Annotated in this window: 9 protein-coding genes; 1 reads left to right on the top strand and 8 read right to left on the bottom strand. The window is 48.3% G+C overall.

Annotated features, from left to right (window positions below; translation table 11 throughout):
* Nucleotides 1-154 precede the first annotated feature (154 nt).
* From AACZ40_RS27545 to AACZ40_RS27510, 8 genes are all read right to left on the bottom strand, one after another.
* On the bottom strand, nt 155-355 hold the full coding sequence (locus tag AACZ40_RS27545) for a hypothetical protein (RefSeq protein ID WP_339676778.1): 201 nt from the start codon (nt 353-355) through the stop codon (nt 155-157).
* A gap of 51 nt (nt 356-406) precedes the next feature.
* Nucleotides 407-1,777 carry a hypothetical protein gene (locus AACZ40_RS27540; protein WP_339676776.1) on the bottom strand — a complete coding sequence of 457 codons (1,371 nt, stop codon included), beginning with the start codon at nt 1,775-1,777 and terminating at the stop codon, nt 407-409.
* 162 nt (nt 1,778-1,939) lie between these two features.
* Complete coding sequence (locus AACZ40_RS27535; protein ID WP_339676773.1) at nt 1,940-2,227, bottom strand: hypothetical protein; 288 nt, start codon at nt 2,225-2,227, stop codon at nt 1,940-1,942.
* Nucleotides 2,228-2,267: 40 nt separating this feature from the next.
* Nucleotides 2,268-2,789 (bottom strand): hypothetical protein, encoded by a 522-nt coding sequence (locus AACZ40_RS27530; RefSeq protein ID WP_339676772.1) that lies wholly within the window; start codon nt 2,787-2,789, stop codon nt 2,268-2,270.
* Nucleotides 2,786-3,097, bottom strand: coding sequence for a hypothetical protein (locus AACZ40_RS27525; RefSeq protein ID WP_339676771.1), 312 nt, complete (start codon nt 3,095-3,097; stop codon nt 2,786-2,788). The genes AACZ40_RS27530 and AACZ40_RS27525 overlap by 4 nt, the downstream gene beginning before the upstream one ends.
* Nucleotides 3,098-3,172: 75 nt before the next feature.
* Nucleotides 3,173-4,021, bottom strand: a complete 849-nt coding sequence (locus AACZ40_RS27520) for a hypothetical protein (protein WP_339676769.1) — start codon at nt 4,019-4,021, stop codon at nt 3,173-3,175.
* A 383-nt stretch (nt 4,022-4,404) separates the two neighbouring features.
* Nucleotides 4,405-5,079, bottom strand: coding sequence for a hypothetical protein (locus AACZ40_RS27515; protein WP_339676767.1), 675 nt, complete (start codon nt 5,077-5,079; stop codon nt 4,405-4,407).
* Nucleotides 5,080-5,882: 803 nt separating this feature from the next.
* The gene (locus AACZ40_RS27510) at nt 5,883-6,089 is read right to left on the bottom strand and encodes a hypothetical protein (protein ID WP_339676765.1); all 207 of its coding nucleotides are present in this window, start codon (nt 6,087-6,089) and stop codon (nt 5,883-5,885) included.
* A 177-nt stretch (nt 6,090-6,266) separates the two neighbouring features.
* Here AACZ40_RS27510 and AACZ40_RS27505 point away from each other — a divergent pair.
* On the top strand, nt 6,267-6,633 hold a 367-nt coding region (locus tag AACZ40_RS27505; protein ID WP_339676763.1), incomplete at its 3' end, for a hypothetical protein.

Below are 6,633 nucleotides of genomic sequence, written 5' to 3'. Positions count from 1 at the left end.
CACGCAAACCAGAATCACTTTCTTAAATTGACAAACTGATTTCTGAGATACTCCTTAAGGAAATGCCCCCTGAAGATCAGGGACAGTTTTTCGACGAAGTCGATGTGGGAACTGAATTGTAAATCACCGGCGCTGAGTCAAATCGTGACGACAATCAAAATCGTAATAATACTTTGATGATGGGGCCTGCAGTAACCTCCTTGCCGCGTCGCATCTCGATCTGGCCACCGACAGGCGTAATTGTCCATGGCTCCTCATTATCCCGGCGGGCTGTCAGCTGTGGGGTTGTGCAGACCAGATCACCCACTTTGATTTTCAGTTGGGGCCCCTCCGGAGTTTGAACAACACTCAACATGGCTGATTCTTTAGGGATCTGGGCTCCCCCCTGGTTTCTGGTTCCTACTGTTTACGAATCTTCTCGCTGCGCGGACGAGGTGCAAGAGTTAACCACCCAGGCCAGAAGCAGTACTATGATCAAGCAGCCGCAGAAAATCCACTTGGAATGAAAGATCTGTTCCAGATATCCGGGCGGCTCACCAAAGCGGATGCGCTTCCAGTCCGGGATGATTCCGTCGGCCAGAATAGGGGAGCCTTCTTTGATGGCGTCTGCCAGGTCTTGTGGATCATCGGGGTTTCGATAATATCGCTGCTGGATCAGATCCGCGACCAGGGTGTCAGGGGGAAATGAAAGTTGAAACAGGCCCGCGGCAATGCTGTTGTTTCGCTTGAGATCCGTCACGGTATATTCTTTCGTTAAATAGCGGTCGCTGAAGAGCGAGTCGTCCTGATAACGGGTGCCGTCGGGCAGGACGTCTTCAAAATACGTTTCCCGAGTTTTGAACGGCCATTCTAACCCCGCACCGATCTGGCGAAAGTCGTGATGTGCCAGAATGCGGTTCAGAACGAGTGCGTTCTGTTCCCCTTCCATTCTGAACTCTGCAACCCGGCGCAGATTACAGGTATGATCTTTGACCTCGATCCAGAACAGAAAACCAAGCGGACAGACAACCACATGGCAGGGAGCGCCATCCACGGTTTCGAGAGTGGGTAATACCCGGCAGAGGGCTTCATAGTCAAAGAGTAAAGCCGCGACATCTTCATGTGGCTCATGCCCTGCGGCACACGGGCCGACAAAGACCGGGATATTCTGCAGATACATCTGTACCTCCTGTGCCAAAAATTGAGGCTTGTAGAGCCCCTGGCTAGCTTCCTTGAGCGTTTTTGAGAGCTGGCGTCCTTCCTTTCCGTCGTACACATTCACATTATGACTGGTCAACGATCCATCGGGCAGTACATCTGCGTCTTCCAGGTATTGCCGTAATCCCTGAAAGGCATAGTGGAGCTGTCTGGTTTTTATTTTCGCATCAGGCTGTTCAAAGACGACGGTTTTGAGAAATGAAATTTCTAACGTTGTGATCGAATTCCGCAGTGACAACAGTCCCTGTCTCAATTGCGGGACTGAATGCGTTGCCGGCTGGTCGGTCGGCTGAATATCCTGGTGAGTATACGGGAATTGGTTGACAGCGTCAGCAACCGACCGCAGCGAACCGGAAATTCCCGAGGGGCCATAAGCGCCGGCGGCTTTGATGCCTTCCAGCAGTTGCGTTAACTGTGAATCAGTAAACTGATCCAGGAACCGGGGCTTCTCTGCTGAGACAGCAGTGCTTTCCGCGGTGGAAACCGTTGCAACAACTTCTTCCGCAGAACAAGGATTTGAATTGATTGTCTGGAAGAATAACAGGCTGGCCAGAAAAATAGAAACGGCTCTAATGTTCATTTTCTGCAATACCTCAGTGCGCGACTCATACTGTACCTTGAGATGTCTGGTTCGCATGATACAAATACTTGCGACTCCTGTGTATACCAGATGTTTCAGTTTTACTGTGAAGAAACACTCTGACAGATCTTTTGTCGCTGGATCGAGTTTGTCAAAGCATATTTACACGACCAACAACGAGTTCTGTAACAAGAACATCATGAGTGCCACACCATGAACTTTCATCTGACACGTCAGTAGTTTCTGCAGACTGCGGCTGGTCAGCAGAGGAGTGTGGAATTTAACCTTCTTTCTCCAGCACACGATACAGTGCTGGATTGACGAACCCGCATTGCCGCGAAAGAACTTCGGAATACTCAAGTGGCGATACCGTTCGATCACCGGCAACAGCACATTCTGCCAGGATTTCGCGCTGGCCTTATTTCCATGTCGCAGGATGGCGTTTCCCAAATCGCCATCCTGGTTGTACAGAAACATGAGCAGGGCAAAATCAAGCTCTGTCTTGACGCGGCTGAAAGATCCTGAGATCGGGCAGTTGGTTTTCATCAGGCAGCATCTTCTTGATCTGGCAATGCTGCTTGATGGCTGATGTGAGCCTGCGTTGTGCAGATTCGATACGTTTCATCATCAAGGCACTCTGGCCAGCAGACCTGTTGGTGGCGTCAGCATCAACACTCATCAAATAGTGCATCTCCAGCCAGGTCGCTCGAATCACGTCTGCCAGCATCAGATCAAAGATATGAGTTGAGTCTCCCAGGATATCCTGTTTGAGGGCAGCCATTTTTTTCTTAATCGCCTCTTGAGCCAGAGTATCACCTTTTGCGATCAGTGAGATCCACGCTCTCTCGGCTATTTTGGCAATGTCACCAACCTCATTCCAGATCTGGGGCTGTTGATCAAGAAATTTTCGTAGAATACTGAGAGCCTTCTGATCCCCTGCGTTGGCTTTCTTGATGACCGACTCCAAGGCCTCTTGTTCGTCATTGCTGGGTGTTTTTGTATGCTCCGTCATAATGTTTTACGCTTCCTCCATTCATGTCCTTTGTGGAGATAGTAGCCACAGGAAATTAACAATGCTTTATATAGCAGCGTCACGAGGGAAGCTAATTCCGTTGTGTGATGAGATGCCTGGTCGACGTGGAAAAGAATCGTCTCCCAGTGCTGCTTGTCACGCTGCTGTTGCAGACGACGTTCCTGGTCCTGTCGCTCTGCTTCGGCTCCCTTATTTCCTGAGCCCACATAGATTTTAACAGGTTTGCCATCAACGCGCTGGCTCTTGTAGTAATACTGGCGTCCGCCTCTCTTCTTTTCCCAACTCAATGTAATCCTCCATGATGTTGCGCTACGTTTTTTTCTTTTCCCCAGAACCATCCAGTAAAAAAGGGCAGGATAGGGTTAGCTGCCCCTGGGCTCCAGAGATCTCGGACTCTTCTGGATCTTTTTAAACACGCTTTCTGATGAACCAGGCGCTGTGTTGTGAGATTTTGTTTCGGGGGGCTGGCTCTTAATCTGACCCGTCAGATACTGGTACACATATTTGACGCGGTCTTTTTTATACTTTTGTAATGCTCTGTCCCTCTCTTCCGACGTGACCATCAGCCTGATGGATAGTGAATCGAACATAAATTTTTGCTCCCACCTGTTATGGGGCTGCAGAATCGGAGGTATCAGTTCTGCGATGAGGGCCTGTACTCTCAGGTCCACACTGGCAGAAGGGCGTAAATAAACACTCAGGGTTGGCTCATCACCCGGCTTAAGTTCATCGTGATAAGATTTAATCACCCAGTTTAATACCTCCGTTTGCCCAGTCAGGCCGAACCAGTTCCACATCTGCCGCAGGTTGTGATCTTGATAACCGTGAAAGTGGGGCTTGCCGACTGCATGCTTGAGTTTCCAGTCAGAGCCTCCCGGGAAGTCACGCACGCAGAAGAATAGATCGGCATAAACCTGAACCACTGCTGGAGTGAGTTTACAGAAACCTGCAATTTCTGAGTCAGACTGTCCGACCAGAATCCTCGGCTCCAGTTCTGCGCGGCGAAGACCGTCTTCCTTAAATATCTGGTAGGAAGTTTGAATCTCGGGGAATTTCTGTCTGTCCCCGGTTTTGAGGTAGCTTAATGCGTCTCTGGTTATCTGATCCTCAGGTACCGCTTTAAGGCCTGGTTGATTACAAAGTTGTTCTGCTACATCCCACCTCCAGCTGGGGGTAGCAAACGGATCTGCCTTAACCAAGGCGTTTGTCATGATCATCTTAAGACTCCATTCTAAATCTGATGTCGGATTCAAAAAGTACTTTCTAATTTGAAATTTAACCAAGCATCATTATACAGCACTGTCAATGTACGAACCAGATGTTGTCAGTTTGTAACGGCCGTCATGTCCCCCGAATAGGGGACAATCGAGAGCAGATTATCGAATACGCCATCCAAGTATTACAGCTTTTTAGTGACGATCCTGATTTACGAGAACGAGTCCATTAGACTGATCACTCAGAACGAGGACGCGGTGGCGTTGACTAGCTCATCATGTCAGTGAGGACTTGTGACGCGTTGATCTGGAAAATATTTCTACTCAGAGCACGATTCCACAGAAACGTATATGCTTGTGGGGCGCATGCAATGTCAGTTTTAAGGTTCTTTATTGCGGAATTCAAAATACGTTGATTCAGCTTCCCACTCTCGCACCGCCTGTTCCGCTTTGATTTGTTCGCGCTGCTTTCGTTCTTTTTCTGAGCGCATGACAACTGGAATCACGACTGGAATAAGCACCAGGATCAGTACAAGTGAGGATATTATTTTCACAGACTCTGGGATGTTTAATTTCCAGATGATGATACTTCCAATACCTAGGATACTCCAACATCCCAGCAGTAAATACACGGCTCTGTTTTCCCGGTCGGCGAGAAGTCGCTTCTGAACCTGTCCCTCCCGTGGAGTGGCATTTCTCAGGATGAACCTGAATATGACAATGAGAAAAGGCAGGACAAGCAGGGCAAAGTTGTGTAGCGTGATTCCAATGAGGATTCCTGCGACAGCAGAAACAAGAATTAAAGGAATGATGATCCGATCGTAGCGTTTCCGTGTAATCAGGATTTCATCCGGTCCGGGCGGTCGTACCACCGTGTGTTTCTCTGCCCTCAAACGGTTGGCTACATGCAGGCAGTACAACGGCCAGTTCTCCTGAATCGCTTCAGGAAAACTCTGACGAAAATAGCGGATCAGCCAGACTTGGTCTTCACGGCTGAAATGACTCACAGACAGAGATACCGTTTCGGGGGGAGTCGTAAAAACGCGTAAACCCATGGGGAAAAGACGCCAGCAAACTTTCTGCACGTCATTGAGATCAAAAAAGTTACGAGAAAATATTCCTTGAACGGTGATAGTACCCGGCTCAATCGTAAGTGAAACCCTTCGGTATTTCAGCAGCATCCAACCTGACAGACTCGCAGGAACAGCCCACAAAGTAACTGCAAACAGGATGATAAAAACATCTCGATCTGGTGGAGTCACTACCATCATGAAAGTGCACCAGGCAACTCCGATGACCGTGAAAAAAGTCAATGTCAGCACTCCTCCATCTCGATAATCTCTGGGGGGACGAAAGATCCTGCATCCAGCCTCTACTCCCTCACCTGCAACCATCTTCGAATTGCTCACTTCCACTATTGCCCACACCCTTTTGTTGAGAGGATCTGCTACGTAATCTGTACTGGTGGGAACGACCGCTGGGTGCCACAGGTTCAAAAATGTTGCCTGAAAATCGAGGAACCATGTAGTACTTCGGGAAACCGGATTCCTCTCAGAATGCCGACTTTATAAAAACGCAGTCGCAGCAGGACTTTACTTATTCGCAGACCTGCCCGATCCAGTTGAAATCAAAGCGGTTCTACAGCCGGGAGATGCGTTCTGCTTCTTTTTACAAAACCTGTGGAGCATCTCAAAGGGAACCACTTGCAGAGAGTCATTACCACTTCTGGTTAAGATCGCCAGAAAGATTTGGGGCAGGAACTGAAAATCTGGCGAACAGCTGCAGGCGTTCTGAATCTCGACAGACCCACTGTGTCATACGACGCTGGGTAATCAAGTAACGGCTACAGATGTTCCACTCAGGCAGGTTTTCTACCAGAACTATCAGTTTCAGCAGGCAGCTTGAGGTTCTTAGTCAAATCATGGGATTCCTTTAAAACTATATCGCGGCAAAACTCAGCCATCGTCGTATCCATGAGGGCAGCAGCCAGCCTCACGTTCCGATGTTCTTCTGCATTAATGAAAATTTTGATCTGTCGTTTGTTGTTATCTGTATCTTTTGCCATATGTGAGACCTTTTTCTTGTGTCATATGATTTCACGTCGATTAAGACGATACAGGGACCTTAGACCCTTGACAACCCCATGGCCTGTCTTTACCATTATTTTCGGTGTGTACTCCAGGGATTGGTCCAAGACTTCAAAAGTACTTTTGAGGTTTGGTTAATTGAAAGGTACATACATATGGCTGAGACTGTAAAAATCGATATTCGCCATGGAAGATCCAGGCTGAGCCTTTCCTCCAGGCTGAGCTCTTCCATAGGCAGAAATCTGATAAAAGACCTGATCGAGTTTCCAATTAAAGAGTTCAGCTGCGCAGGCAACGGAATGATTCGTGAGGTTACTAGAGATGCCCGATTATGGCGAGAGTGCTCATCCAGGAAAATCATCGTTCTTACCGGACTGATACCAGCCTTATTGGATCGCCACGAACAGTCAGGTGTTGAAGTTAAGGTAATCGACCATCGTCGCTTTCGAAAACGTCAAATATTGTCGCAGACTGTATTGAGGAATTCCTCAGGTGATGAGCGAGAGTTTCTGCTTGCTATAA

It is taken from the genome of uncultured Gimesia sp. (assembly GCF_963972345.1).
Taxonomy (GTDB): domain Bacteria; phylum Planctomycetota; class Planctomycetia; order Planctomycetales; family Planctomycetaceae; genus Gimesia.
This window is presented reverse-complemented; position numbering and strand designations above follow the sequence as displayed.